Raw genomic sequence first — 24178 nt, 5'->3', positions numbered from 1 at the left:
AGTCCAAGAGAGTGGCTATCCCTTCCGGTGTTTTATGCTTGGCAGGGTTCTCATCGGGCCAAACAAAAGCCGGGGCGTATTACCGTCCCGGCTTTTGTTTTTCAGAGAACAGCGGCAATCGCTTCGGTCGCAGCCAAACACGAAAGGCGCCCGGTCGGTGTCATCAGTAGCGCCACTGCACAGCGACTTCGAGGCTGCGCGGTTCACCCAGGTAGTACTGGGTGTTGGTCTGGTGGATGAAGCGGGCATACACCTCGTCGGTGAGGTTGCGCAGCCGCGCGCTGACTTGCACGTGCTTGTCCAGGTCGTGGGTCATGGACAGCCCGTAGACGGTGTACGACGGTACCCATGCGGTGTTGGCGGTGTTGGCGTACACCGATGAGACATAGCGGGCATCGGCCCCGACCTGCCAGCCGGGCGCCAGGTCGTAGGTCAACCAGAGGTTGGCCACGCGGTCGGGGATGTTGACCGGGTTCTTGCCCTTGCGCGAGTACACCACGCCGCCGATGGTCTCGTTGAATTCATCGTATTCGGCATTCACCCAACTGAAGTTGCCTGCCGCCAGCAGCTTGGGCGTGACCTTGAACGAGGCTGTCAGCTCGATGCCGGTGGAGGTCTGCTGGCCCGCCTGCTCGGTGGTGTTGGGCACGGTCGAGGAGGGCACGGAGATATCCTTGCGCACGATGCGATACGCCGCTGCCGTGGCCGAGCCGCGGCCGTCGAGGAAGTCGAACTTGCTGCCTACCTCGACCTGACGGCCGGTGCTCAGGTCGAAGTCGCCGACCTGGCTGATCGAGGCGCTGGTCAGGGTACCGCCTGGTGGTTCGGCCGAGGTGCTGTATTGGGTGTACAGGCTGACGTTGGAGGTCAGGTCATAGACCAGGCCCAGGCGACCGGTGATGGCGTCCCAGCGTCGGTCCAGCCTGGCTCGCGCCACATGGTCGACCACGTCAAAGTCGATATGGTCGTAGCGCAGTGCGGTGATCAATGACAGCTGATCGGTCAGGCGGGTACGGTTCTCGACGAAGGCCGAGGTGGTGTAGGTGGTGGTGGTTCTGCCCTTGGTCATGGGCGCGTCCATACCGGGGATATCGAGGAAGTGCCCGGGTTCGAAGCCGTTCGGGTCAACCGTGTCGAATGCCCCCTTGGACAGCGGGTAGTTGGTTTGCTGGTTGGTGCTGTAGTCCATGCCGAACGCCCAGTCGCTGGCCAGGCCGAACAACTGGCCCTGGTGGGTCAGCTCGAGCTTGTCGCCGTTGACCTCCTGGCCGTGCCGCTGGCGATAGCCGCCTGAGCGAGCGATGGCGCTGTTGTCGGCGTTGTAGCGATACACCTCGAGATTGCGGTAATCGCGCTGGCCGTTGTAGTGGTAGAAGGTATTACGCAGTTGGGTGTTGTCGTCGAAGCGGTAGTCGGTGATCGAGCGCAGCCACCGGGTGCGCTGCTCGTAGCGACCGTCTTCGACATTGTAGTTGTTGAAACGGTTGTGCTTGTCGATGTGCAAGGTACCGACCAGTGGCTGCAATACCGGTGTGCCCCAGTAGGGGCTGTCCTCTTGCTCTTCCAGGTATTCGATGGCCAGCGTGTGCGAGAGCTGATCGTTGATGTCGCTAAGCAGCGAGAAAGCCAGGTTGCCGGCCCCATTCTCCTGGCGATCGATATAGCCGTTGGTACTGGTGCGGCTGTAGTCGAGGCGGGCATAGTGGCGCGGGCCGTCGCCCGTGTTAAGCGCCTTGTTGAAGGCGACCGACGTTTCCATGGTGTCGTAGCGTGCATAACTGACGCGCCCTTCGAAGGTGTCTTCGTCACGGCTTGCCAGCCGGGTGATGAAATTGAGGCTGCCACCGACAGCGCCGCTGCCGTTGAGGAAGGAGGATGGCCCGCCGAGCAATTCGACGCGGTCGTAGATCCAGGCGCCCACCGGGCGCGCCGCGCCGCCATACTGCAAATTGATGCCATTGAACAACTGGCTGATCTGGGCACCGTTGAACCCTCGGTACGACACATATCCGCCCCAGCCGGGCGGAGCCGAGGCGTTAACCCCGGGCAGTGCATTGGCGGCGTCCTGGAAGTTACGTGCGCCGATGCGCTCCATGGTCTTGCGGTCGGCAACGCTGATGGAAGCGGGGTTCTCCCTGGCGCTGAGGTTCAGCCGTGAGCCGCTTTCGATGGGGCGATCAAGGTCAAGGCTGGTTGCCTCCTTGGGTTGATTGGCTGTGGCCGTGACATTGCTGGCCGGCAGGGTCAGGGTGTCATCCTGCGCCCAGGCACAGGTTGCGCTGCCAACGAGCAGCGCCAAAGTGGTCATGCGGAACATGCAAGGCTTCCTGGCTGAAATCGGTGAGCACACGTCCGCTGCCGATCAGGCGGCACGGGGACGTGGCGATGTCAGAACGCGAGAAGCGAAGCAGGAGAGGCGCGGGGATTGACCAGTGGCCAACGCTGCTTGGGCAGGCGTGGCGGAGGTTGGTTGGGTAAGGGGCTGCCCGGCTCGCCGGCGAGCAGGGTCAGCAGGCCGAAAAATACGGCCAGCAGCGTGGCGCTGAACAGGCTGGCGATCACGCAGTCACCGCCAGCAGGCAGGGCCGGATCGCTTAAGTCTTGCTCACCTTGGTACATGCCGCTGCTGTCAGCCGTGCACCAAGCGGCATCATCCATGCCAGCCAGGCGCAACCCGGCCATTTGCCCATGGCCCATGGCGCACAACAACGAGCCGAACAGGATGCTGAAATACAGCACCCAGGCGACCTGTGATCGTGTGTGGTGGGCCAGCTTCATGACGGGACTCGGCGTGACAACGGAATGATCAGGTTTGGAGTTGGCGACGGATTCTACATCTTCTGAAGCATCTGAACAGGGGGACTTTTCAAGCGCGAATATTCAATCGGGTACAGGCGCACGAGACTTATTGAACACCTATGAGTTCGGCAGCGAGAGCGCGGAGTTCGTCCTTGTCCTGTTGCAGCACAAGCCCATTGCCCGCGTGCGCAAGCAATCGCGCGGCATGCCGGCTGCAGGCGGGTTGAAATGCACGGGGGTTGATGTGCGCCAGGCTGACAAGGGCTTTGATCAAGCGCAGATTGACCTCCTGTAAAGCCGCGCCGTCCCGGCTGATCGGTGCAAAAAAATCGTCAAACAGGTCATCCGCCAGCAGTGCATGAACATAGACCTGCGGGCATTCGTTATCCGTGCTTTGCGCTACGGGATGCAGTTTCCCCCAACACGTCAGGCAGCGAATGCCGCGCCCAATGATGTCGATGGCTGTACCGGGATCATTTACCGCAGGGGACAGCGCTCGCGAGGCGATCTCTGACAACACCGAAAGCCCGAAGCGCGGGTCATGCTCGAACGTTCTCCTGAGGCCGATGGTCACGGCAGCGAAAATCTCGAGGTCCAGCGCGCCATTGTCATCGAGCGGCTCGCCATTCACGGCCACGGCCCGTGCCACCACCATACCCTCATGGACAAAGGTGCCAGGCAGGACTTCGAGATAAATTCGAATCTTGGTGTCCGTCGCAATCCTGTTTAGCGTAAGGACATCGATGTGCTGTACATAGCCGGTTTGGCTGCTTTTCACTTCATGGGCTACCCCAGGAAACTTGAAGTCAGGCGGGTAGGCTGCACCGCCCAGGCAAGGGTGTTCAACACGCTGCTCGATGGCTTTGATCACAGCTTTTTCGACACGGTCGATCGTCTCGCCCACGCGCCCTAGTTTGGAGAGGTGATCAATCCAGCGCAGCAAGGTGTAGATGATCAGAACCACAACCGCAATCGTCACGGTGAAAAGCACTACACGACCTTGTGTACCGTAGGCTCCGGTGCTCAGTGCAATGATACCGACGAGGCTGAAGAGAAAGGACCCGATAAAAGTGGCCAGAGCGTTCTGGGTCGTGGCGTCCTCCATGACCAGCGAAGTGGCGCGCGGGGTTACGCCACTGCTGGCGGCACTGTAGGCCGAGACCATTGTACTCAGCGAAAACGTCGTGACGGCAAGCATGCTCGAGGCGATGATGCCCAATATCTTGTCAACCGCATCTGCACCGATACGGGCAGGCAAGGTGACAGGGACCGCATCCTTGAGCACCACGGCCACCAACGCTGTAACCACCCCCAACAGGGAGAAAAGCGTTGCTCTGAACCAGAGACGCTTGGCAATTCTCGTAGCCAACCAACGCCAGCGAGCTATCATGAAGACCTCCTGTTGCCGAGAGTGTAGGCCCTTATGGGAAGTTGCAGTTATTCATAAGCTGTTCCTTCAATACCTCCACAGCTTTAGGCCTTCTGGGGGTGGACTTGTAAAGCAGGACGACCTGGCGCATGTAGCTGTCAGCCTCCGACACGGGTGTTGCATGTACGTCGTCAGTCTTCAATCCCGCCCAGTACGGGACAACAGAAGCCCCCATGCCTTTTGCGACCATGATGTGGATTGCATCTAGCGCATCCAGATTACACAGCACGTCGGGCTGCAGGTTATTGTCATCCAGGTATTGCTGTGCAATCTGCCCACCCCAGGCATTTGAGTCATATCGAATCAGGTTTCGCCCAAGAATCGTCGAGCGGACGTCGCTTTTGTCAATGGGGTCTTTGGTCAAAAGCATCAGGGGTTCTTCTCGAAGCACCTGCATACGCAAGGTTTTAGGGACAGTGAAGGGCGGACATACCATGATTCCCGCATCAAGCGCTCCGGAAGCCACGTGTTCGTAAAGACTGCGCGAGTCCCCTGGCGTGATGCGCAGCCTTAATTGCGGGGCAATGCTTGATAGCTGATTCATGGCCTCCGGCAATATGCCTGTCAACGCCGTAGAAATCGCGCCGATCTTGAGATAACCGGATAGGCAACTGGTGTCCAGATCTTCTTTCAGCTCTGCTGCCCCCTGGATCAGATCTCGAATCTTCGGCAACAACGACAGGCATTTCTCGGTCGGTTCGACAGCATGTGCGCTGCGGTTCAGGAGTTCGCACGCCAGCGATTTCTCGAGTGCTTGTATACGTTGGCTGACTGCAGGTGCTGTCAGGTTTTCCCGTCGAGCCGCCGCTGCAATCGAGCCAGTTTCTATTACTGCCATCAGGCTTTCGAGAAATCGAGTGTCCAAAACATTTCCTTTCGCTGAGAGATGGAAAAATGCGCTTTAGCACGTGCGCGAGGCTACGCTAACCTCCCCAAAAGTTCTATCAGAAACCCAAGAGGTTAGTTATGAAATCGTTATTTCATGTTTCATACCATGTTACAGATCTCGAAGCATCTCGTAACTTCTACGGTAACATTCTCGGCTGCAAAGAAGGCCGCGCGAGTGAAACTTATGTGGATTACGATTTCTTCGGTCACCAGATTTCGCTTCACAAAGGTGTGCCTTTTCCCACTACCCGTACCGGCAAAGTCGGCGACCATGAAGTGCTGATGCCGCATATCGGCTTGGTGCTGCATCTGGATGACTGGTTCGCGATGGCAGATCGCCTGGCGTTTCATGGTGTGCAGTTCGACATACCGCCGGTTGTACGATTCCCTGGCCAACCTGGGGAGCAGCGAACGATGTTTTTCCTGGACCCCAGTGGCAACCCGATCGAGATCAAAGGGTTCAAGGACTTTGAAGGTGTTTTTGCCACCTGATTGGCATAAACGTCCGGGACGCGCCTCCCGCTTTGTCTGCGTGAGGTAAGAGGCGTGTATCGGTGAGTGGCCACTCAATAAAAATAAAAGGTTCCAACGATGTGTTTGGCATTTTTGCCGGCCAATGTACAGTCCAAATTATAATAACTGGAGGACGTATGGCGAAGACTAGTCTGGTGACTAGAATTATTGCAGGTCTTGTGCTCGGAGTTGTAGTGGGGGCATTTCTCAATTTCTTTCCAGAGTACAAAGCCTGGATAACCAGCAACCTTTTGCAACCCGTCGGCGATATTTTCATCAAGATGATGAAGATGATTGTCGTACCCCTCGTATTCGCGTGCATGGTCGGCGCGATCGCAGGCAATGGTGATAACAAGGCGATAGGGCGGGTAGGGGTGAAAGCCCTGTTCTACTTCTTTGTCGTGACCAGCATCGCAATTGTTTGTGGCCTGTTGGTTGGCAACCTTGCACAGCCGGGCGTAGGGGCCAACTTGACGACCCTTGCAAACACCCAAACGCTCTTGCTTCCGTCTACCTCGGAGAACACAGGATTTGGTCAAGTCATCCTCAATATCATCCCGGACAATATCGTCGGTGCAATGGCGCAAGGGAAGCTGCTGCCTGTCCTGTTCTTCTCGGTCATGTTCGGCTTTGGGCTAAGTGCTCTGGACAAAGAGAAAAAAATGCCGCTGATCGCGGTAGTCAATGCCATTTCCGCGACGATGTTCAAAGTGACGCATATCGTGATGCATTACTCACCCATCGGGATTTTTGGCCTGATCGGCGTGACGGTCGCCAACTTCGGGCTTTCCGCATTGCTGCCTCTGGCAAAACTGATTGCCGTCACCTACATCGCGGTCATTCTGTTCGGCGTGGTCGTGCTGGGCGGCATCGCGAAGGTTGCAGGGATCAACATCTTCGACCTGATCAAGGCGATCAAGGATGAGTTGATTCTGGCGTTCAGTACTGCCGCCTCGGCGACTGTCATGCCCCAGCTGATTGAAAAGGTCGAGGCCTACGGTGCGCCGCGTTCGATTGCTACGTTGGTTATCCCTACGGGTTATTCCTTCAATCTGGATGGCGCATCGCTTTTCGTGGGCATCGGCACGCTGTTCATCGCGCAGCTCTATGAAATTCCCCTGAGCCTGGCTGACCAGGCGATGCTGATCATCATCATGGTGCTGACCTCCAAGGGCGCAGCCGGCGTTCCGGGGGCCATGTTCGTGATCTTGACCGCTACGCTGACCAGTGCCGGCCTGCCTGTGGAAGGTATTGCGTTCATCGCCGGAGTCTATCGCTTGATGGACATGCCTATCACGGCGCTGAATGTCTTGGGCAACGCACTGGCGCCTCTGGTTGTGGCGAAGTGGGAGAACCAATACCGGATGCCTGCTGCCCCGATGGTAGCTGCCGAGGAGCGTTCGCAGGCGACGACGGTTGCTGCGGGCGTTTTCGTCGAAACCGTCGACAAACCGGCTTAGCCAGGGGCCTGCGGGGTAGACCAGGCCGAGGCGTCGTGCGGATGCAGGCTTTCCAGGTGGCGGACGTGCACCTGGGTGTCGCGATAAGCGCTAAGGCATACCTGTATGCGCCGCGCAGCGTCCTCGACGAACATCAGGTTCTGCCCGTTGAGCGCTGCGAAAGCCTGTTCGTCAGCCCGTTTCACGGCGGTCTGAACCGGCGTGCGCAAAGCGCCTTCGACTTGGTCGATCAAGGCCAGCAACCCGAGATCCGGAGCATCGGCAGGCACCGTGACGCGCACTCGAGCTTCGCTGCGCTGGCTATGCGGCGTCGCCAGCGACGCGTTGCTGCGCAGCCACTGCGCGACGGCGCTGGCTTCCAGCAGTGGCTGGTCCTTGAAGGTTCGCAGGAAGCCGTCCTCAATCAACTGCCGGGAGAGAGCGGCCGAGCACGGGCAGGTCGAGGAGTAGCCTATCCTGACCTCGATACTCAGGTTCAGCGCCCCGCCGACCTTCGTCGCGAACACGTGAACCGGGTACGACTTCCATCCAGAGAGGCCCTCGGTCACCAGTGCAGGGCGGCGAACCAGCAAGTCGAAATCCAGGCGCAACCTGGCATTGCGGCTTTCGCAATCCTGATGGCTGTCGATCATCTCCTGCAACAGCGCAAAGAGGCTTGCCGGCGACACCGCCGCAGCCTGCCCCCAGGCGTCCAGCAGGCGATACAGCCTGGACATGTGAATGCCTTTGACATGCGGTGCCGGCAGGTCGACCTGGACATCCGCCCGCGCGTGCAGTTCACGCTGGTAGGTCGGTTCCTGGATCCTTACCGGCAGGTCGATACCCTGCATGCCGACCCATTGCAGTGGGCTGAGGCTGGGGGCCAGGTCGGTGACGGAAACATCGGGTAATGCTGAGCTCATCATGTATATCCAGTGGTGGGAGCCTTGCACGTGGCAGCAAGGCGTATGAATCAGTAGTAACCTTTGGAGCGCACCACCCCAGGCCATTCGCTTTCGACTAGCGCATAGAAGCGGTCAGGCTGGAAAGGTCGGCGTGCGCGGTAGACGAAGCTGGCGATGCCGTATCTTCCGTGTCGGGTGTGTGGGTGCCGCGCATTTCCTGTAGCCGAGCAGGAGGTCTTCGCGCAAGGTGCAGCAAATGCAGCCATTACTCATCTCCACCAGCTGTTCGTCGGTGCGTCACAGCTCGGCGCCACCCTCGCGTATCAGCGCGGCATCGATGTTCACGTCGCTCATGTCGTTGACGATCACCGCGACTCGCCGGCCTTCGCGGTTGTTCAGAATATGGTTGAGCAGGGTAGTCTTGCCCGCTCCGAGGAAGCCGGAAAGAACAGTGACGGGCAGCCGCGCGGCTTCGTTGGTAGGGGGGACAGGGGTGCTCATCGGGAGGCCTCATGATAAAGGGTGGTGCGCATGCGTGCGGCTCTGCTCAGTCCTCGCCTGCATCACGGCGAGTACAGGCGGCGCATTTACCGTGCAGCTCGATGACCGAGCTGCACAGCGAAAACACGTTCTGTTTCATCCAGTGCCCCAGGGCCTGGTTCAGGTGCGGTACGTTGAACTCATCGACATGGCCGCAGCTGTCGCAGATGGCGAACGCTCTGAAACCTGCTTCGCACTGGCTTAGGTAGGTGCAGCTGACATAAGCGTTCAAAGACTCCAGCCGATGAATCAACCCTTGCTCGGCCAGGTGGCCCAGCGCGCGGTAGATTTGCGTCGGCGCCCTGACACCTTCATTGCGCAGGCTGTCCAGAATGGCGTAGGCACTGAGCGGCTTGTCGGCTTGCTGAAGCGCCGTCAGGACACGTTGCTGATTGCTGGTCAGTTGCATGCAGGTCTCCTTCCGTTGGCGGGCAGTCTTCATTTTGTTCTGGATGCGAGATGTTATAAAGTAACAATAATAAAATGGCTAGCGAAATTGCCCGAAGCTTCGCTGGTTCGCAGGTCAATGGGAGTGCATATGGATCGTCGCCGAGTGCTGAAATTACTGCTTGCATGCCTGGCATTGCCGCTGCCTCTTGCGGCGCAAGCCGGGCAGGCGGTTAAACGGGTTTGGGTGAGCCGGTCGGGCAGCGTCACCAAGGTGTCGCTGGAGCTGACCGGGCCGGTGGCGGCGAAGCATTTCAGCCTCGCGGCGCCACCGCGGTTGGTTCTTGATCTTCCTCAGGCCAGCCTGCAGGCGTCACTGAACGATCTCGCCCTGGACGGCACTGCCGTCACAGCCGTGCGCAGTGGCATCACCGCGTCCGGTGACTTGCGTATCGTGCTGGACCTGGCCGACTCGGCAGTGCGCGGCGAAGTCCGCTCGCTCAGCACCGGGAGGCATGGCCTGGAGTGGGTACTCACTGGGCCACCGGTGGGCGTTGCGCCGGTAGCTGCCAAGCCCTTGGCGCGACAGCGCGACCTGTTGATCGTGGTAGATGCCGGGCATGGTGGCAAAGATCCCGGTGCAGTAGGGGCCAAGGGCGAGCAGGAAAAGCGCGTTGCGTTACAGATCGCCAAGTTGCTGGCCAAGCGCATCGATGCACAGAAAGGCTACAAGGCACGCTTGGTACGCAGTGACGATGTCTTCATTCCGCTGCGCAAGCGCGCCGAACTCGCTCAGCGGCTGAACGCGGACTTGTTCGTTTCGGTGCATGCCGATGCTGCACCGCGACTCACGGCGTCTGGGGCATCGGTGTTCGCCTTGTCGCAAGGGGGCGCGACGTCGTCGATGGCGCGCTGGATGGCGCAGCGGGAAAACGATGCCGACAGGGTCGCCGGGGGATTGCCGATCAAGCTGCGCGAGCGCGACCCCATGGTCGCCGGCGTGCTGCTGGACATGTCGATGAACTCGACGATCGCCACCAGCCTGGATCTCGGGCATCAGGTGCTCTCGCAGCTTGGGCTGGTGTCGGGCCTGCATCAAGCGCGGGTGGAACAGGCAGGTTTCGCCGTGCTCAAGTCGGCGGCAGTACCCTCGATCCTGGTCGAGACCGGTTTCATTTCCAATGCCGGAGATTGCCGGCGGTTGCATGATGCCCGTCATCAGCGCAAGGTCGCGGAGGCGATATTCGCCGGGCTGGACAGCTACTTCCGCCAGAAACCACCGGCTGGCAGCCTGATCGCGGCCAGGGGGCAGGCGTGATCCACGCTGCGTGTCCTGCAATGGCACAGGCATCATTGTGCGCGGGATCGCTCCCGGTAGCGCCGTGGGGTGAGCTTGAGGTTGCGCTGGAACACCCGGCGCATCTGCTCTTCCGAGCCGAAACCGCATTGGTCGGCAATGCGCTTGAGTGCAGTGTCCTCATCCACCAGTAACCGCCTTGCCTTCTCCATCCGCGCGCGCTCGATGAATGCCAAGGGAGAGCAGCCCGATTCCTTGTGGAACAATCGGCGCAAGTTTCGACTGCTCATGTTCGCGCGTTCGGCGAGTACCTCCAGGCTCAGCGGGCGATCAAGATTTTGCAGGATCCATAAGCGTAGGCGCCTGATCGCGGAGTGCGGGGTCATCTGGCTGTCCAGGTGCTGGCTGAACTGCGACTGGCCACCCGGGCGCTTCAGGAATACCACCAGCTCGCGGGCAATTTGCAGGGCCACTTCCTGGCCGAGGTCTTGTTCGACCAAGGCCAGGCTCAGGTCGATGGCAGCTGAAACGCCAGCACACGTCCATATGCGCCCTTGCTCGATGAAGATGGCATCGGAATTGACATTGACCGCGGGGTAATCATTGGCCAGCTTACTGGCGACGCTCCAGTGGGTGGTGACATCCAGGCCGTCTACGACCCCTGCTTTGGCAAGGAAAAATGCCCCCGAGCAAACACCTACCAGCCGATCGATGCGAGATGCGGCCTGCCTGCACCAGTCGACGATCAGCCGCTGCTCGGCAATCGCCGTGCCAATGTCACGCGCGCCGACAATCAATGCGGTATGAGGGCGTGGACTCGTACGAAGATCTTCGGCTTCCAGGGAGATCAAGGTGTCCGAACCTACCAAGCCGGGTTGTGGTGCCACCAGATGCAGGCTGTAGGTCGGAGGCAACCCTTCGGCCGCCTGACGTTTGTTGGCGTAGTCGAAAACGGTGAGTGCACCTACCGCCTCGATTGATTTGAAACCGGGGTAGATGACTATGTGCACCCTGCGTTCAGAAGTGGCTTCGTCAAACATTCGCAATCGAACTCCTTGGGCGCTTGCGGACAGATTTCGTACGGATCAGGCCACTTTCGGCCGCGTGGTCTGGCGCACGGAATCGCGCAGGTTAATGTTTTGAGAGTTATAACATTACATGGAGAGGCACATGAAAACACGCGCAGCTATCGCCTGGGGGCCCAATCAACCTCTTGAGTTCGAAGAGATCGACTTGCAGGGACCGAAAGAGGGAGAGGTGCTGGTTCGCATCGTCACCACGAGCCTTTGCCACACCGATGTATTCACCCTGTCCGGTCGGGACCCGGAAGGGAAGTTCCCGTGCATTCTGGGGCATGAAGGCGTCGGAATCGTCGAGGACGTGGGGCGGGGTGTCACCACTGTCAAACCAGGCGATCACGTGATCCCGCTGTATACGCCGGAGGATCCGAACTGCCCATTCATCAAGTCCGGCAAGACCAACCTTTGCCAGACCATCCGCAAAACCCAGGGGGAAGGGCTGATGCCCGATGGCACCAGCCGTTTCTCCTACAAGGGCCGCACGATCTTTCATTACATGGGCACTTCCACATTCAGCGAATACACGGTCCTGCCGGAAATCGCCGTGGCCAAGATCGACCCTGCGGCACCACTGGCCAAGGCCTCGATCATGGGCTGTGCGATTCCTACCGGGATCGGTGCGGTGCGCAATACCGCCAAGGTGCGGCCCGGTGACACGGTCGCGGTATTCGGGCTGGGCGCCGTCGGCATGGCGGTCATTCAGGGCGCGGTGTTACAGGGGGCGGGGCGGATCATCGGGATCGACGTCAACCCGAATAAGTTTCCGTTGGCCCTTTCCCTGGGGGCGACCGAGTGCGTCAACCCAAGGGATTTTCGCGAGCCGCTGCAGAACGTGATCATCGATATGACCAACGGCGGTGTGGATTTCTCGTTCGAATGCGTCGGTAATGTGGAATTGATGCGTGCAGCCCTTGAGTGCTGCCACAAAGGGTGGGGCGAAAGCATCATCATCGGCGTGGCAGGGGGCGGGGAGGAGATCGCCACGCGGCCTTTCCAGCTGGTTACCGGTCGCGTCTGGAAAGGCAGCGCGTTCGGCGGGGTGCTGGGGCGTTCCGAGTTGCCGGGGATGGTGGACGAGTGGTTGCGTGGGGAAATCAATGTCGACCCCTACATCACTCATAACATGGATCACGAATCGTTGAATCATGCGTTCGATCTACTCAAGCGCGGCGAAGCGATTCGCTCGGTCATTCATTATCGGGAGCGCGAGACCCTAAGCCACGATTTGCCTGGGGTGATCCTTGACCGCGACGGGCGCGTGATTGCAAAACCAGCACCCGAGCGCCCGGCTCCCACCCCTTTGACATGAAAATCTGAACGGGCGGACGCATTCACACCATCGGCGTGAATGCGTCCGCCAAGGCCACTCAACCCCGTTTCAGCCGCGTGGCGGCCTCCAGAGCGAAGTAAGTCAGGATGCCGTTGCACCCCGCACGTTTGAACGCCATCAATGCCTCCAGGATGACCGTGTCCGGATCCAGCCAGCCCTGATTGATCGCTGCCTTGAGCATCGAGTATTCACCGCTGACCTGGTAGGCGAATGTCGGTACGGCAAAGGTTGCCTTGACCCTTTGAATGATGTCCAGGTAGGGCATGCCGGGCTTGACCATCACCATGTCGGCGCCTTCTTGCAGGTCCAGCGCTACTTCGCGCAGGGCTTCGTCGCTGTTGGCCGGGTCCATCTGGTACGTGCGCTTGTCGCCTTTGAGCGTGGCCGCCGAGCCCAGCGCGTTGCGGAACGGGCCGTAGAAGCCGGACGCGTACTTGGCGGCGTAGGACATCAGCCGCACCTCGTTGAAACCGGCCAGGTCCAGTGCGGACCTGAGCGCGCCGATGCGCCCGTCCATCATGTCCGAGGGTGCCAAGGTGTCGATGCCGGCCTGGGCCTGGACCACGGCTTGGGCCGCCAGCACTTGCAAGGTTTCGTCGTTGGCCACGCGGCCTTGGCGCAGCACGCCGTCGTGACCATGGTCGGTGTAGGGGTCCAGGGCGACGTCGCCGATCAAGCCAAGGTTGGGGAATGTGGCCTTGAGCAACCTGGCGGCGCGGCAGATCAGGTTTTCCGCGTCGAGGGCATGGCTGCCCTCACTGTCCTTGCGCTGCGCCGGGGTAGCGGGAAACAGGGCAATGGCCGGAATGCCCAGCTCGACCGCCCGACCTACGTGATCCGGCAATTCGCTCAGGCTCACCCGTACCTGGCCCGGCATGGCAGTGATCGCCTCGTGTGTACCTGAGCCTTCCTTGAGAAAGACCGGCCAGATCAGGTCATCGCAAGACAGGCTGTTTTCAGCGACCAGACGCCGCGTCCATTCGTCAGCGCGGTTACGGCGCAGGCGCGTGGCCGGGAAAGAGCCCGTTGAGTTCGGGAAGTGGGCCACGGCTTTCATGCTTCGATGGAGGAATGGTGGCCGGTGATCAGCCACTGCTGCTCGATTCGTTCGAAGGTGAACAAAAAGCGCGCTGGCACTACCCGTTGCTCGCCGTCTTCGCGGTAGACAAAGGTGTACTGGCCGCCGACCACCACGGTGCCCAGCTTGCGGCTGACGCGTTTTTTGAACAACTGGATGTCACAGACCAGCCCGTCGTTGGCGAGGAAATTTTCGAAATAGTTGCGACGGCTGTCATCGCAGTCACGCACTTGGTTGGACAGGGTCGGTACCAGGATCGCATCCGGCGCATACAGCGCCAGTACCTGATCCACATCACGGGTAGCCACGGTAGCGGCCCAATGGTAGAGCGCTGCTTTGGCACCTGCCAGGCATGCCAGTTCGGTGTCGGCGTAGGTTTCGATGGAAGGGGCGGGGCGTGTTTCAGTCATGGCGTTGTACCTGCGCGAGTCGAAAAGATGAACAGTAGGGGCGTAATCTGCTAAGTTAACAGTGTTATAACATAACAATTATGGCAGGTCGCAAATCATGTTCCTTACCCTTGAGCAGGCAGCAGCGGATAGCCGCTTTGCCTTGACCGATGTGCTTCGCCACATACCCTGGAGCCCCCAGGGGCTGATCCCCGCCATCACTCAGCAGCATGACAGCGGCGAGGTGCTGATGCTGGCCTGGATGAATGAAGAGGCGTTGCTGGAAACCCTCGAGACCCGGCGGGCCTGCTACTGGTCGCGTAGCCGTGCGCGCTTGTGGCGCAAAGGCGAAGCCTCAGGGCATGTTCAGCATGTCCATGACGTGCGGCTGGACTGCGATGGTGACGCGTTGTTGGTGTTGGTAGATCAGCAGGGGGCCGCCTGTCACACGGGGCGTCGCAGCTGTTTCTACAACGCGATCCAGGGTGATCAGGTAGTGGTGACGGGTAATCCGGCCGAGGTGGGCGTATGAGCCGGATCATCATTCGCAATGCCCGCCTGGTCAACGAAGGTACCCTACAGGAGGCCGATGTCCTGATCGCCCATGGCCGTATCGAAAAAATCGCCCGCAGCATCACGGGCGTCAATGCGCCGATCGAAATCGACGCCCGTGGCCAATGGTTGCTCCCCGGCATGATCGACGACCAGGTGCATTTTCGTGAGCCTGGCGCTGCGCACAAGGGCACCATGGCCAGTGAGTCGCGCGCAGCAGTGGCGGGCGGTATCACCAGCTTCATGGACATGCCCAACACCAACCCGGCCACGCTGGATCTTGCCGCTCTGCACGACAAGAAAGCCCGCGCCGCCGCCACCTCGGTTGCCAACTACGGTTTTCATTTTGGCGTGAGCAAGGACAACCTCGATACCGTGGCGGCCCTCGACCCACGTGAGGTGGCGGGAGTGAAAGTGTTCATGGGTGCCTCCACCGGCGACATGCTGGTGGACGACCCCAGGGTGCTGGAACGGCTGTTCGCCAGCGTGCCGACCATCCTCCTGGCACACTGCGAGCATTCCCCGTCGATCCTGGCCAACGAAGCGCGCATACGTGAGCGCTACGGCGATTTCATTCCGCCGGCCATGCACCCGATCATTCGGGATGCCGATGCCTGCCTGCGCTCTTCGAGCCTGGCGGTGAAGCTTGCCAAGCAGTTCGGCACACGGTTGCATGTGCTGCACCTGACCACCGCCCAAGAGCTGAAGTTGTTCCAGCCTGGGCCGGTGCAGGGCAAGCAGATCACCGCTGAAGTGTGCGCGCACCATCTGCTGTTCGATGACCGTGACTATGCCAGCTTGGGCCACCTGATCAAATGCAACCCTGCCATCAAAACCCGGGAAGACCGGGACGCGCTGCGTCAGGCCCTGCTGTGCGACCGCATCGACGTCATCGGTACCGATCACGCACCCCACACCTTGGCGGAAAAACAACGCCCTTATGCCTCGGCGCCATCAGGTTTGCCGTTGGTACAGCACGCACTTCCGGCGCTCTTCGAACTGGTGGAGGAGGGCGTGCTGACAGTTGCCCAACTGGTGCGCAAGACCAGCCACGCCGTCGCGGATCTGTTCGCCATTTTGGAACGCGGTTACCTGCGTGAGGGCTACTGGGCGGACATGACGCTGATCGAGCGTCTGCCCGAGCCCCGCGCTGTCAGCCTCGATCCGGTTCTGGCGCACTGTCAGTGGACGCCGTTCGTGCACCATCGTTTTCATCACCGAGTGGCCACGACACTGGTCTCCGGGCAACTGGCCTGGCATGAAGGCCGGCTGGTCGAGGGCTGCCAAGGCTTGCCGCTGGCGTTCAACGCACGACGCGGTTGACCGCCATTTCTTCTCATTGACCTGAGCGCACCTGCAATGACCGAACAAGAGCTACTATCCCAACCGGAAGACGCCTACATGGACGCTGCCCAGCAAAGGTTCTTCCGTGAGCTGCTGCTTGCCCAGCGCAATGAGCTTCAGCAACGCATCGCTGAAGAATTCGAAGCGATCCGCGACTTCGAGCCCACCAGTGATCCCTCCGATATCGGCACGGCGGAGGAGCATCGTCAATGGCAATTGAGGCTGCTGGAGCGGGAGAAAAAACTGCTGGACAAGATCGACGAGGCCCTGGAACGCGTTGCCCGTGGCGAGTATGGCTGGTGCAAGGAAACTGGCGAACCGATTGGTCTCAAGCGGTTGCTGCTCAGGCCAACCGCCACCCTGTGCGTGGAGGCGAAAGAACGCCAGGAACGCAATGAGCGGCATATGCGCGACGATTGAGGGGGCCAATCGCTAGCCCAGCTGTTATCAGCCACGCCGAGATGTGCTGCCGCTCGCGACTCCAGCGTCCCTGGCATGTGGGTGGGGGCTTGCCCCCGCCCAGTCACAGCACCTTGTCGAGCGTGACCGGAAACTCCCTCACACGCTTGCCCGTGGCATGGTAGACCGCGTTGGCCACCGCGGCTGCCACCCCGACGACGCCGATACCGCCGGTCACCCGTGTTTTTGCAGGGCTTCAATCAACTGGGCCTTGGTCATGGTCGAGCGGCCCTTGATGTCTTTGCTGCGTGCCTCTTTCATGAGGCTCTCTTTGCTCTGCGATTCCAGCGACGCGTGAGATGTCCGCGAATGCCCCTGGCGAGTTTCAGCGGCGCGCTTGGCCGAATCCGAGCGTGCGGTCTTCTTCACGTGCGACGGTGTCCTGCTTCCCGAGCCTGCGTGTTTTTCACCACCACCGGATTGTTTGTTGACGGTGGCCCAGGCGCGTGCTTCGGCTTCATCCTTGCCCACGCCCTTGTCCTCGTAAGATTGCTCGATGTGTTCGGCCTTGCGTTTCTGCTTGTCCGTGTACTTGTCTTTGTCCCCGCGTGGCATGGTATTTCCTCCTGCGTGGGTGGCATGAACGGTTGAAGACCAGGGCAGAACTGACGCACCCGGTGATGGAAGGGTGATCCGTTTCCGGCTGAGCCACTGCCACCACCCGCGTCTGTGTCGCTACTACCAGAGCCATGACTGCCGGTTCCCGAGCCGCTGTCGGTACCGTCACCTCCGGTATTGTCCGTCCCATTGTCGTCAGTACCGCCATCACCCGTACCCATGGATTGTTCACCTTATGTTCGGCCTGGCGTGCGTGGGAGGGTGCCTTCTGAGCGACGGAAGGCGCTGCATCAGGTCGACGCGAGCGAGCGGCGCATTGCTCCAATGAAGGCGTTGATAACGTGCGGGGCACCCATGAGGCTGGTGCAATCAGGTGTGCGAAGTCAGTTTTCCAATGCAAGCGTTTTAGCTTGTCATGGACAAAATTTGTAAATGTTTTCTACTTGCAGCCTACTCGCGCCCGATAAATTCTTTCTTCGTGACGCCGGGCCCCTCTGACGGTTATACCGCCATGTCGGAGTCATAGTTGTTCAACTACGACTATAAAGGAGGGGCTCATGTCTGCCCTTAGTGCGTATCTCTACCAAGACGTTCTTGGTACTGACCTCTGGCTTTGGCTTTCCTTTTTCGCTGTTGTGCTAACACTATTGGCGCTTGATTTAGGTGTGCTGCATCGCGGGAATCGGGAGATTGGAGTCAAAGAGAGCTTGTTGCTGTCTGCGGGCTACATCAGTATGGGCCTTCTGTTCGCGGTCTGGGTGTACTTCCAGAAAGGCAGCGATGCCAGCATGGACTATGTGACGGGTTTCTTGATTGAAAAATCCCTGTCAATGGATAACGTTTTCGTGATTGCCCTGATATTCAGTTTCCTGGCCATTCCTCGGGAGTTCCAGCACCGAGTGTTGTTTTGGGGGATCATGGGGGTCATCGTCTTGAGGGCTATCATGATCGGCCTTGGGGCTGCGCTCATCGCCCAGTTCAGTTGGATACTTTACTGTTTCGGCGCTTTCCTGGTGTTCACCGGGGTAAAAATGCTCTTCGCTCGTGTCGATCATGCGCCTGACTTGGAAAACAACCGTTTCGTCAACTACCTGCGCACCCACCTACGCATCACCAAAGAATTGCACGGTCAACGTTTTATGGTTCGCGTACCTGACGCGTCAGGGAAAAGAATTCTATGGGTGACACCGCTCTTCCTTGCACTTATTTTGATTGAGTGTGCAGATTTGGTGTTTGCTGTTGATAGCGTGCCTGCGATTTTTGCCATTACACAGGATCCGTTCATCGTTTATACGTCGAACATCTTTGCTATTCTCGGCTTGCGAGCGCTCTATTTTGCACTGGCTGCCATGATCAGTCGCTTTGTTTACCTTAAGTATGCGCTGGCTCTGGTGCTTGTCTTTATTGGCGCAAAAATCTTCCTTCATGACGTTGTGGGTAAAGTGCCAGCCGAAATATCGTTGGGCGTTACAATCGGCCTGCTGATTGGTGGCGTGTTGCTTTCGCTTTGGAAAACCCGAGCGTCGGCTAACGCTCATTGAATAATTCGGACAGCTGAACGGCAGATCAAGGACAAGCACCGCAAGCATGGCATCAAAGGTGGCTGGGTGTGGCGCAGCCCGTGCGAAGAAGCAAAGCGTAGATTTTCCATCTCATGAGTCGCGCGGCATTCGTTGCGCATCATGCAACAGCTGAGCGACCTCCGTTACATCGGCCACGCTCTTGGCCAGAAGGACCTCGTACTCGGCCGTGAGGATCTTCGGCAGAATTACCAGCGATTGCGGATCGTCATCGAATGCCAGCAGGGTGTATGGCTTAGTGGGGCATCGTGACGACACCTGTTCAGACTTGATCGACATGCAGCCAACCATTCAGATGACGCAGATGTCCTGCGTACCGGCCAACGACGCGCAGCGTTCGCGTAGAAAGACCTGGAGGACCCTGACCCGCTCACTGACCTGAACCCTGTGCGGGCACATCAGGTAGACCGGCGCAGGCTCTCCCTGCCAGTCGGCGAACAAGGCACGTAACCGGCCGGCGCGCACATCCGTAGCGACATCGAGCCATGCCTTGTACACGACCCCGTGCCCGGCGAGCGCCCAGCGCCTGGCAACTTCGCCGTCGTCGCTGCGATAGTCACCGCGGACCTTGACCTCGCAGACCTCGTCACCACGCCTGAAACGCCAGTTATCGTAGGGACGCCCCTGGCGCTGGTAGACAATTGCAGAGTGCTCGGCCAGTGCCTGGGGCGAGGTTGGTTCACCCTGGCGGGCAAGGTAGGCGGGGCTGGCGCAGGCGACCCGATAATGCGCCTCCAGCACCGGCAGAGCCACCAGGGTGGAATCGACCGGTACGCCGAAGCGCAGTGCGACATCCACCGGCTCGCCGAACAGGTTGTTGGGGCGGTCGTTGAGCAACAGATGCAATTGCAGGTGTGGGTGCGAGGCGCGCAATTCATCCAGCCAACCCAGCAGCACACTACGGCCAAAGTCCGAAGGTGCCGCCAGCTGCAACACGCCGGCCAGTCCATGCCCGGCCCCGCGAACCGCCCGTTCACCCTCGTCCAATACGGCCAGGGCATTCCTCGCCGCCTCCAGATAGCGCTCACCCTCCGGCGTCAGGCGTTGCTGTCGCGTCGAGCGGGCGAACAGGCGAACCCCAAGGCGCGACTCCAGGCGCTTGAGCGCGAGGCTGGCTGCCGCGGGGCTGATATCCAGTTCACGCGCTGCGGCCGAGAGGCTGCCAACTTCGGCGGCTTTAACCAGCACTTTCAACTCAGCCAGACCCTGCATTTGTAAGTTTTCCTTATAAGTCATGTGCCAACGGCGGTATTTATCGCACATTTCCAATAAATGATCATGTAGGCACCGATAGAGCACGACTAGGTATCGCCCATGTCTCTCGATTTCAAATTCGACCACATAGCCTTCAACATCGGCGCCGATGACCACTTGCCCGCGTCGCTGCAGACCTTGCTTGGGGTGCAATCCGGCCCGCGGCCACCGTTCCCGTTTCCAGGCCAATGGCTGTATCAGGACGACCATGCCCTGGCGCACCTGCTGCAATGCGACGGGCTCGAGGCGACCCGCTTCAGTCACCTGGCCTTGAGCACGTGTCAACCGGCAGCGGTGGTGATGAAGCAGGTCAAGGCCAGCGAGCTGCCTCACCAGGTCGCCATCATGCCCGAGCAGCGGACCTGCCAGATATTCATCAGCCTGACCGATGAGTTCATCCTCGAACTCGATTGCCCTCTCGGTGAAGACCCGATCGATTTTACCCATGACTACCAGCACAACAGTCAAGCCCCCGTCTAACCAGGAGCCACCCATGTCCAGCCCGCTGAAACTCTTCACTCCATACGAACTCGGCCCCCTCACGCTGCCCAACCGCATCGTCATGGCACCAATGACCCGCTCACGCAGCACACAGCCCGGAGACGTGGCCAATGCGATGATGGCGCATTATTACGCCCAACGCGCCAGCGCCGGGCTCATAATCAGCGAGGCGACGCAGATCAGCCCTCAGGGCAAGGGCTATAGCTTCACACCGGGCATCTACAGCGCCGAGCAAGTGGCAGGCTGGCGGCAGGTTACCGACGCCGTGCATGCCAAGGGTGGGCGTATGTTCCTGCAGTTGTGGCATGTAGGCCGGATGTCCCACGCCAGCTTCCACGCCGATCGCCAGCCGGTGGCGCCTTCGGCGCTGCGTGCCGACGCGCAGGTATGGGTGGTCGGTGAAGATGGGGTAGGGCGGATGGTCGATGTCAGCGAGCCACGCGTCCTGAGCAAGGAGGATATCCTGGCGGTGATTGAGGATTACCGCCTGGCCGCCCGGTATGCGCGCGAAGCGGGGTTCGATGGGGTCGAGATCCACGCAGGCAACGGCTACCTGATCGACCAGTTCCTGCGCACCACCTCGAACCTGCGCGATGACGAGTACGGCGGCAGCCGCGAAAACCGTATCCGATTCCTGATCGACGTCACGCGCGCGGTCGCGGGGGAGATCGGCGCGCAACGCACTGGTGTACGCCTGGCCCCCTATATCACCGCCCGTGGCATGAACTGCCCGGACGTGATCCCGACCATCCTCCAGGCCGCCCAGTCGCTCGACGCCCTGGGTGTTGCCTATCTGCACCTGGCCGAGGCGGATTGGGACGATGCACCGCAGATTCCCGAACCCTTCCGGTATCAACTGCGCCGTGAGTTCAGCGGCGCGATCATCGTGGCCGGGCGCTATACCTTGGCGCGCGGCCAGGCGCTGCTCGACGCCGGCCTGGTGGACCTGGTTGCCTTCGGCCGTCCCTTCGTCGCCAACCCGGACTTTCCCGCGCGGCTCCAGCATGACTGGCCCCTGGCCGAGTTCGAGGGCAGCCGACTGTTCGGCGGTGACGAGGTGGGTTACAGCGACTATCCGGAATATCAATAACGTGAACGGCTGAACCAAGGTGCCCGGGGCGACGAGGCGGCTCATTTTCACCCTGGCCATGGAAGTATTCATGACCAGGGTCGATCAATCTCGGGCGCCGGGCACGCCAGACTCGATAAGCGCCTTGTCGGTTTACAACTCGATGTTCTGGCGCGATGAGCCGCGTTTTCCGACGGCTCGCTTATTGGCATTACCCCCTATCTGGAGGACTTCATGGGCGTCCACAAACTTGACCATTTCACCATCCGCACCCCGCTCTGGGTCGAAACCGCAGCGTTCTTCGAGCACGTCATCGGCCTGACGCCGGGTCCACGACCGGGGTTTCTTTTCCCTGGGTATTGGATGTATGCCGGCGACCAGCCGCTGTTGCACATCGCCAGTGTCCAGGGCGACCCAAAGGAACTGCAGATGTACCTCGGCGACAAGCCAGGCGGATATGGATCGGGTTCGCTCGATCATGTGTCGCTGCGTTGCGATGGATTGGAGCAAGTCCAGTCACGATTGCAATCCATGGGTATTGCGTTTCGTGAACGCGTCATTCCACAAATAGGCGAACACCAACTGTTTCTCGAGGACCCTAACGGCATAACCATCGAGATGATCTTCGACTACGTGCCGGGTCGTCGAATCGTTGGCCAGAGCATGTCGCACCTTGAGATAGAAACGCCTCACACCGTCAGCCCGGATTGACCACCGTTGGTGCGACAAGGATCTGCGGCCTACCTGCCTCCTGCTTGAGTTTTCCTCGGTATAGCGTCCAGGCGCGCCCTGCGCGTGCTTGACAATAACAACAGCACAAGGACCTCACCATGATCATGCTCGACACACCTGAATCGCGCCTGCAAGCTGCTGGCCTGACTTTGCCCAGCCCGGCACCGGCACTGGGCAACTATGTACCCTGGAGTATCGTCGGCAATACTCTGATGACGTCCGGACAGTTTCCCTGGATCGATGGGCAATTGCAGTACCGTGGCCGCTTGGGGCGCGATCTCGACCTCGGCCAAGGCTATGCGGCCTGCCACTTGGCGGCATTGAACGCGATCGCCCAGCTCAAGGATGCGGTGGGTGAATTGAGCCGGATCCGTCAGATTTACAGGCTCGAAGGCGTGCTCAATGTGGCCGAGGACTTCTACGATCATCCCAAGGCGCTGGATGGTGCTTCGGACTTGTTGGTGAGGGTCTTCAACGAGCGAGCCCGTCACACACGCATGATCTGGTCCAACCCGGTGATGCCCATGGACGGCTTCTGCCTGGTGTACCTGTTCGCTGAAATCGATGCCCAGTGAAAGGGAGCCATGATCATGATCCAGGCCAACAAACTGTTCTTCGCCAGTTGCCTGTCGCTGTTGGTGACCTCGATGATCTTTTCCATCCGTGCGGACGTTCTGCAATCGATCGGCGACGATTACCACTTATCCAACGCGATGATCGGCTTGACCATCTCATCGGTGTTCTGGGGTTTCACCCTGGGTATCATTGCCTGTGCCTTGATCGTTGACTGGGTTGGCATGAAATACCTGCACATCGTATCGGGGCTGGGCTACCTCATGGGTATCGCGATGATTCTATTGGCGCCGGCCAACCGCAGCGGGCAACCGATCGACGATGTCTTCGCGGCCACGGGCACCACCGTGCTTTATCTCGGCTTCCTGCTAACCGGTATTTCCCAAGGCATTGTCGAGGGTGTGACCAACCCGCTGGTCGCAACACTGTTCAAAAATGACAAGCGCCGCATGCTCACCCGGCTCCATGCGTGGTGGCCGATGGGCCTGATCGTCGGTGGTTTGACCGCCTGGGCATTGGGGCTACTCGAGCTGCCATGGCAGGCCAAGCTGGCGGTTGTGGGCCTGCCTGTACTTGGTTATCTGATGCTGGTCATTCCCTTGCGTTATCCCAGTACCGAACGGGTCAGTGCCAGGGTATCGAGCAGTGTCATGTTCGCCCAGATGAAGCGCCCACTGTTTATCGTACTCATGCTGTTGATGTGGGTGACGGCGGCAACCGAACTGGCGCCGGACCAATGGTTCGCAAAGATTATGGCCGACCTGTTGCCTCAGCTGGGTAGCAACAGCATTTTGCTGCTGGTCTATACCGCAGGCTTGATGTTCATCCTGCGCCAGTATGCGTCGAGCTGGGTCTTCTCGCGCTTTTCCCCTTTTGCCGTGCTCACGTTCAGCGCTGTACTGGCATTGTCAGGCTTGCTGGGGCTGGGGATGACGGGGCAGGGCGGCCTGTCGGGCCACTGGGCCGGTGCAGCCGCGTTGCTGTGCGTCACGGTGTTCGGGATCGGCAAGACGTTCTTCTGGCCCACCATGCTTGCGATCACCAGCGAGTTGCTACCCCGGGGCGGGGCACTGTTGATCAACTTGATGGGGGGCGCCGGCATGCTATCGGTCATGGTGGCTGTACCGGCAATCGGCTCGTTGATGGACCGCTACACGACTGCCAGTGCCTTGTTGCTGGTCGCGTGGTTGCCGGGCTCGTTGGTCATCGCCTTTGCCGTCTTGTGGGTGTACACCCGTCGAAGCGGCGGATATCGACCGGACCTGCTCGAGGCGCCGCACTGAAGGGCGCTCCAGCGACTTCCATCCTATGCCTTGATGTGTCTGAAGATTGATGCGGCGCCGGCACCGACCCATTGAGCACTTGTTGATGGCCAGGGAGCCCGAATTGCTCTAGCGCTATGCCAGCAATCGGCACTCGACACAGATGTGATGGGTATTTTCACTGCAGCCGTGAAAGTGTTGATGCGCAGTCCAGGTTACTC

General features: G+C 59.7%; 26 protein-coding genes and 2 pseudogenes. 13 read left to right on the top strand and 15 right to left on the bottom strand.

Annotation, left to right across the window (positions count from 1 at the left end):
- Positions 1-163: 163 nt before the first annotated feature.
- The 4 genes from ACF8GF_RS10870 to ACF8GF_RS10855 all read right to left on the bottom strand — a co-directional run bounded on the left by ACF8GF_RS10870 (position 164) and on the right by ACF8GF_RS10855 (position 5093).
- Positions 164-2317 carry a TonB-dependent receptor gene (locus tag ACF8GF_RS10870; protein WP_392488609.1) on the bottom strand — a complete coding sequence of 718 codons (2154 nt, stop codon included), beginning with the start codon at positions 2315-2317 and terminating at the stop codon, positions 164-166.
- A gap of 71 nt (positions 2318-2388) precedes the next feature.
- Entirely contained in the window at positions 2389-2778 is a 390-nt protein-coding gene (locus tag ACF8GF_RS10865; RefSeq protein WP_176684179.1) for a DUF2946 family protein, read from the bottom strand.
- 127 nt (positions 2779-2905) lie between these two features.
- On the bottom strand, positions 2906-4189 hold the full coding sequence (locus ACF8GF_RS10860) for a DUF2254 domain-containing protein (RefSeq protein ID WP_176684180.1): 1284 nt from the start codon (positions 4187-4189) through the stop codon (positions 2906-2908).
- Positions 4190-4220: 31 nt separating this feature from the next.
- Positions 4221-5093 carry a LysR family transcriptional regulator gene (locus ACF8GF_RS10855; RefSeq protein ID WP_176684181.1) on the bottom strand — a complete coding sequence of 291 codons (873 nt, stop codon included), beginning with the start codon at positions 5091-5093 and terminating at the stop codon, positions 4221-4223.
- A 101-nt stretch (positions 5094-5194) separates the two neighbouring features.
- Here ACF8GF_RS10855 and ACF8GF_RS10850 point away from each other — a divergent pair, with 101 nt between their 5' ends.
- Together ACF8GF_RS10850 and ACF8GF_RS10845 are read left to right on the top strand one after the other, a co-directional pair.
- A complete protein-coding gene (locus ACF8GF_RS10850; protein WP_021784645.1) occupies positions 5195-5608 on the top strand; it encodes a VOC family protein in 414 nt (137 codons plus the stop codon).
- A 158-nt stretch (positions 5609-5766) separates the two neighbouring features.
- Positions 5767-7089: a cation:dicarboxylate symporter family transporter gene (locus tag ACF8GF_RS10845; RefSeq protein ID WP_176684182.1), complete on the top strand. Its 1323-nt coding sequence runs from the start codon at positions 5767-5769 to the stop codon at positions 7087-7089.
- On the opposite strand, the gene folE2 is transcribed toward ACF8GF_RS10845, so the two are convergent.
- From folE2 to ACF8GF_RS10825, 4 genes and pseudogenes are all read right to left on the bottom strand, one after another.
- Complete coding sequence (folE2, locus tag ACF8GF_RS10840; protein ID WP_392460683.1) at positions 7086-7991, bottom strand: GTP cyclohydrolase FolE2; 906 nt, start codon at positions 7989-7991, stop codon at positions 7086-7088. The genes ACF8GF_RS10845 and folE2 overlap by 4 nt on opposite strands.
- 50 nt (positions 7992-8041) lie before the next feature.
- Positions 8042-8239: a GTP-binding protein gene (locus tag ACF8GF_RS10835; protein WP_392488608.1), complete on the bottom strand. Its 198-nt coding sequence runs from the start codon at positions 8237-8239 to the stop codon at positions 8042-8044.
- Positions 8202-8474, bottom strand: a pseudogene (locus ACF8GF_RS10830) (GTP-binding protein); the annotation flags it as partial. The pseudogene ACF8GF_RS10830 and the gene ACF8GF_RS10835, both read right to left, overlap by 38 nt.
- Before the next feature lie 46 nt (positions 8475-8520).
- The gene (locus ACF8GF_RS10825) at positions 8521-8922 is read right to left on the bottom strand and encodes a Fur family transcriptional regulator (RefSeq protein ID WP_392488607.1); all 402 of its coding nucleotides are present in this window, start codon (positions 8920-8922) and stop codon (positions 8521-8523) included.
- A gap of 129 nt (positions 8923-9051) precedes the next feature.
- On the opposite strand from ACF8GF_RS10825, the gene ACF8GF_RS10820 reads away from it, so the two are divergent.
- Positions 9052-10218, top strand: a complete 1167-nt coding sequence (locus tag ACF8GF_RS10820; protein ID WP_392488606.1) for an N-acetylmuramoyl-L-alanine amidase — start codon at positions 9052-9054, stop codon at positions 10216-10218.
- Positions 10219-10250: 32 nt separating this feature from the next.
- Here the strand turns inward: ACF8GF_RS10820 and ACF8GF_RS10815 are convergent, their stop codons facing one another.
- Positions 10251-11237 (bottom strand): GlxA family transcriptional regulator, encoded by a 987-nt coding sequence (locus tag ACF8GF_RS10815; protein ID WP_392488605.1) that lies wholly within the window; start codon positions 11235-11237, stop codon positions 10251-10253.
- 130 nt (positions 11238-11367) lie between these two features.
- Here ACF8GF_RS10815 and ACF8GF_RS10810 point away from each other — a divergent pair, with 130 nt between their 5' ends.
- Positions 11368-12585, top strand: coding sequence for an S-(hydroxymethyl)glutathione dehydrogenase/class III alcohol dehydrogenase (locus tag ACF8GF_RS10810; RefSeq protein WP_176684187.1), 1218 nt, complete (start codon positions 11368-11370; stop codon positions 12583-12585).
- Between the two features lie 58 nt (positions 12586-12643).
- Here the strand turns inward: ACF8GF_RS10810 and hemB are convergent, their stop codons facing one another.
- On the bottom strand, positions 12644-13663 hold the full coding sequence (gene hemB, locus ACF8GF_RS10805) for a porphobilinogen synthase (protein WP_392519742.1): 1020 nt from the start codon (positions 13661-13663) through the stop codon (positions 12644-12646).
- Positions 13660-14094: a DUF4440 domain-containing protein gene (locus tag ACF8GF_RS10800; protein ID WP_392488603.1), complete on the bottom strand. Its 435-nt coding sequence runs from the start codon at positions 14092-14094 to the stop codon at positions 13660-13662. Before ACF8GF_RS10800 ends, hemB begins: the two co-directional genes overlap by 4 nt.
- Positions 14095-14191: 97 nt before the next feature.
- On the opposite strand from ACF8GF_RS10800, the gene hisI reads away from it, so the two are divergent.
- From hisI to dksA, 3 genes are read left to right on the top strand one after another with little or no spacing between them, the layout of a single operon-like run.
- A complete protein-coding gene (gene hisI / locus ACF8GF_RS10795) occupies positions 14192-14605 on the top strand; it encodes a phosphoribosyl-AMP cyclohydrolase (protein ID WP_392488602.1) in 414 nt (137 codons plus the stop codon).
- Positions 14602-15948, top strand: coding sequence for a dihydroorotase (locus tag ACF8GF_RS10790; protein ID WP_392488601.1), 1347 nt, complete (start codon positions 14602-14604; stop codon positions 15946-15948). The genes hisI and ACF8GF_RS10790 overlap by 4 nt, the downstream gene beginning before the upstream one ends.
- Positions 15949-15984: 36 nt before the next feature.
- Entirely contained in the window at positions 15985-16389 is a 405-nt protein-coding gene (gene dksA / locus ACF8GF_RS10785) for an RNA polymerase-binding protein DksA (protein WP_064493495.1), read from the top strand.
- A 103-nt stretch (positions 16390-16492) separates the two neighbouring features.
- Here dksA and ACF8GF_RS10780 read toward each other — a convergent pair.
- Positions 16493-16600, bottom strand: a pseudogene (locus tag ACF8GF_RS10780) (hypothetical protein); the annotation flags it as partial.
- A 2-nt stretch (positions 16601-16602) separates the two neighbouring features.
- On the bottom strand, positions 16603-16983 hold the full coding sequence (locus ACF8GF_RS10775; RefSeq protein ID WP_339533469.1) for a termination factor Rho: 381 nt from the start codon (positions 16981-16983) through the stop codon (positions 16603-16605).
- A gap of 560 nt (positions 16984-17543) precedes the next feature.
- Between ACF8GF_RS10775 and ACF8GF_RS10770 the strand changes: the two genes are divergently transcribed.
- Positions 17544-18527 (top strand): TerC family protein, encoded by a 984-nt coding sequence (locus ACF8GF_RS10770; RefSeq protein ID WP_176684193.1) that lies wholly within the window; start codon positions 17544-17546, stop codon positions 18525-18527.
- A 111-nt stretch (positions 18528-18638) separates the two neighbouring features.
- Here the strand turns inward: ACF8GF_RS10770 and ACF8GF_RS10765 are convergent, their stop codons facing one another.
- Positions 18639-18845 carry a hypothetical protein gene (locus ACF8GF_RS10765; protein ID WP_176684162.1) on the bottom strand — a complete coding sequence of 69 codons (207 nt, stop codon included), beginning with the start codon at positions 18843-18845 and terminating at the stop codon, positions 18639-18641.
- A 12-nt stretch (positions 18846-18857) separates the two neighbouring features.
- Positions 18858-19778: a LysR family transcriptional regulator gene (locus tag ACF8GF_RS10760; protein WP_176684194.1), complete on the bottom strand. Its 921-nt coding sequence runs from the start codon at positions 19776-19778 to the stop codon at positions 18858-18860.
- Positions 19779-19880: 102 nt separating this feature from the next.
- Here ACF8GF_RS10760 and ACF8GF_RS10755 point away from each other — a divergent pair, with 102 nt between their 5' ends.
- From ACF8GF_RS10755 to ACF8GF_RS10735, 5 genes are all read left to right on the top strand, one after another.
- Positions 19881-20300 carry a hypothetical protein gene (locus ACF8GF_RS10755; protein ID WP_176684195.1) on the top strand — a complete coding sequence of 140 codons (420 nt, stop codon included), beginning with the start codon at positions 19881-19883 and terminating at the stop codon, positions 20298-20300.
- A 13-nt stretch (positions 20301-20313) separates the two neighbouring features.
- Positions 20314-21411 carry an alkene reductase gene (locus tag ACF8GF_RS10750; RefSeq protein WP_392488600.1) on the top strand — a complete coding sequence of 366 codons (1098 nt, stop codon included), beginning with the start codon at positions 20314-20316 and terminating at the stop codon, positions 21409-21411.
- 213 nt (positions 21412-21624) lie between these two features.
- The gene (locus ACF8GF_RS10745) at positions 21625-22101 is read left to right on the top strand and encodes a VOC family protein (protein ID WP_176684196.1); all 477 of its coding nucleotides are present in this window, start codon (positions 21625-21627) and stop codon (positions 22099-22101) included.
- Positions 22102-22220: 119 nt separating this feature from the next.
- Positions 22221-22697, top strand: a complete 477-nt coding sequence (locus ACF8GF_RS10740) for an Atu1372/SO_1960 family protein (RefSeq protein ID WP_218115492.1) — start codon at positions 22221-22223, stop codon at positions 22695-22697.
- 15 nt (positions 22698-22712) lie between these two features.
- Positions 22713-23978 (top strand): sugar MFS transporter, encoded by a 1266-nt coding sequence (locus tag ACF8GF_RS10735; protein WP_176684197.1) that lies wholly within the window; start codon positions 22713-22715, stop codon positions 23976-23978.
- The last annotated feature ends 200 nt before the right edge of the window (positions 23979-24178 follow it).

Origin of the sequence: Pseudomonas sp. yb_5 (assembly GCF_043103865.1) — a bacterium.
Lineage (GTDB): Bacteria > Pseudomonadota > Gammaproteobacteria > Pseudomonadales > Pseudomonadaceae > Aquipseudomonas > Aquipseudomonas putida_Y.
The sequence above is the reverse complement of the archived record's forward strand: the minus strand, read 5'-3'. Positions and strand labels throughout refer to the sequence as shown.

What these genes read in the sequence shown, in the direction of transcription:
- folE2 (WP_392460683.1), bottom strand. Translation starts at nt 7,991, where the DNA reads ATGAGCTCAGCATTACCCGATGTTTCCGTCACCGACCTGGCCCCCAGC.
- ACF8GF_RS10835 (WP_392488608.1), bottom strand. Translation starts at nt 8,239, where the DNA reads ATGGCTGCATTTGCTGCACCTTGCGCGAAGACCTCCTGCTCGGCTACA.
- ACF8GF_RS10750 (WP_392488600.1), top strand. Translation starts at nt 20,314, where the DNA reads ATGTCCAGCCCGCTGAAACTCTTCACTCCATACGAACTCGGCCCCCTC.
- ACF8GF_RS10800 (WP_392488603.1), bottom strand. Translation starts at nt 14,094, where the DNA reads ATGACTGAAACACGCCCCGCCCCTTCCATCGAAACCTACGCCGACACC.
- ACF8GF_RS10775 (WP_339533469.1), bottom strand. Translation starts at nt 16,983, where the DNA reads ATGCCACGCGGGGACAAAGACAAGTACACGGACAAGCAGAAACGCAAG.
- ACF8GF_RS10860 (WP_176684180.1), bottom strand. Translation starts at nt 4,189, where the DNA reads ATGATAGCTCGCTGGCGTTGGTTGGCTACGAGAATTGCCAAGCGTCTC.
- ACF8GF_RS10825 (WP_392488607.1), bottom strand. Translation starts at nt 8,922, where the DNA reads ATGCAACTGACCAGCAATCAGCAACGTGTCCTGACGGCGCTTCAGCAA.
- hisI (WP_392488602.1), top strand. Translation starts at nt 14,192, where the DNA reads ATGTTCCTTACCCTTGAGCAGGCAGCAGCGGATAGCCGCTTTGCCTTG.
- ACF8GF_RS10820 (WP_392488606.1), top strand. Translation starts at nt 9,052, where the DNA reads ATGGATCGTCGCCGAGTGCTGAAATTACTGCTTGCATGCCTGGCATTG.
- hemB (WP_392519742.1), bottom strand. Translation starts at nt 13,663, where the DNA reads ATGAAAGCCGTGGCCCACTTCCCGAACTCAACGGGCTCTTTCCCGGCC.
- ACF8GF_RS10770 (WP_176684193.1), top strand. Translation starts at nt 17,544, where the DNA reads ATGTCTGCCCTTAGTGCGTATCTCTACCAAGACGTTCTTGGTACTGAC.
- ACF8GF_RS10790 (WP_392488601.1), top strand. Translation starts at nt 14,602, where the DNA reads ATGAGCCGGATCATCATTCGCAATGCCCGCCTGGTCAACGAAGGTACC.
- ACF8GF_RS10815 (WP_392488605.1), bottom strand. Translation starts at nt 11,237, where the DNA reads ATGTTTGACGAAGCCACTTCTGAACGCAGGGTGCACATAGTCATCTAC.
- dksA (WP_064493495.1), top strand. Translation starts at nt 15,985, where the DNA reads ATGACCGAACAAGAGCTACTATCCCAACCGGAAGACGCCTACATGGAC.
- ACF8GF_RS10765 (WP_176684162.1), bottom strand. Translation starts at nt 18,845, where the DNA reads ATGTCGATCAAGTCTGAACAGGTGTCGTCACGATGCCCCACTAAGCCA.
- ACF8GF_RS10845 (WP_176684182.1), top strand. Translation starts at nt 5,767, where the DNA reads ATGGCGAAGACTAGTCTGGTGACTAGAATTATTGCAGGTCTTGTGCTC.
- ACF8GF_RS10740 (WP_218115492.1), top strand. Translation starts at nt 22,221, where the DNA reads ATGATCATGCTCGACACACCTGAATCGCGCCTGCAAGCTGCTGGCCTG.
- ACF8GF_RS10760 (WP_176684194.1), bottom strand. Translation starts at nt 19,778, where the DNA reads ATGCAGGGTCTGGCTGAGTTGAAAGTGCTGGTTAAAGCCGCCGAAGTT.
- ACF8GF_RS10870 (WP_392488609.1), bottom strand. Translation starts at nt 2,317, where the DNA reads ATGTTCCGCATGACCACTTTGGCGCTGCTCGTTGGCAGCGCAACCTGT.
- ACF8GF_RS10810 (WP_176684187.1), top strand. Translation starts at nt 11,368, where the DNA reads ATGAAAACACGCGCAGCTATCGCCTGGGGGCCCAATCAACCTCTTGAG.
- ACF8GF_RS10755 (WP_176684195.1), top strand. Translation starts at nt 19,881, where the DNA reads ATGTCTCTCGATTTCAAATTCGACCACATAGCCTTCAACATCGGCGCC.
- ACF8GF_RS10865 (WP_176684179.1), bottom strand. Translation starts at nt 2,778, where the DNA reads ATGAAGCTGGCCCACCACACACGATCACAGGTCGCCTGGGTGCTGTAT.
- ACF8GF_RS10735 (WP_176684197.1), top strand. Translation starts at nt 22,713, where the DNA reads ATGATCCAGGCCAACAAACTGTTCTTCGCCAGTTGCCTGTCGCTGTTG.
- ACF8GF_RS10850 (WP_021784645.1), top strand. Translation starts at nt 5,195, where the DNA reads ATGAAATCGTTATTTCATGTTTCATACCATGTTACAGATCTCGAAGCA.
- ACF8GF_RS10745 (WP_176684196.1), top strand. Translation starts at nt 21,625, where the DNA reads ATGGGCGTCCACAAACTTGACCATTTCACCATCCGCACCCCGCTCTGG.